General features: G+C 37.8%; 1 pseudogene. It reads right to left on the bottom strand.

The annotated features are described in order from the left end of the window. Window positions 1-63 precede the first annotated feature (63 nt). Window positions 64-252, bottom strand: a pseudogene (locus tag ACSG5Z_RS30990) (MATE family efflux transporter); the annotation flags it as partial. Between the last annotated feature and the right edge of the window lie 44 nt (window positions 253-296).

The raw sequence follows: 296 nt of genomic DNA, 5'->3' as shown, positions 1-296 counted from the left end.
ATGGTGATGTTTCCATATCCCTACAATCGACTTATGGGACAATCTCATTTTTCACCTTCTATTCTACCTAACAAGTCGAGAAATTCGTTTCTTCTGCCATGAAAGTTTATAGTATCCGTATTGCAAAAGTAAACTCACAATAAATGCAGCTGGATATCCAATCCATATTCCTTTAATACCAAGATTTGTATGATAAGAAAGGTAATAAGCAACTGGGACTTCTACAAGCCATATTGATACGACACCGATAACCTGACTCTTATACACAACTCCGAGCCCACGAGACGCTCATCAAT

Origin of the sequence: Bacillus pretiosus (assembly GCF_051294775.1) — a bacterium.
Lineage (GTDB): Bacteria > Bacillota > Bacilli > Bacillales > Bacillaceae_G > Bacillus_A > Bacillus_A wiedmannii.
The sequence above is the reverse complement of the archived record's forward strand: the minus strand, read 5'-3'. Positions and strand labels throughout refer to the sequence as shown.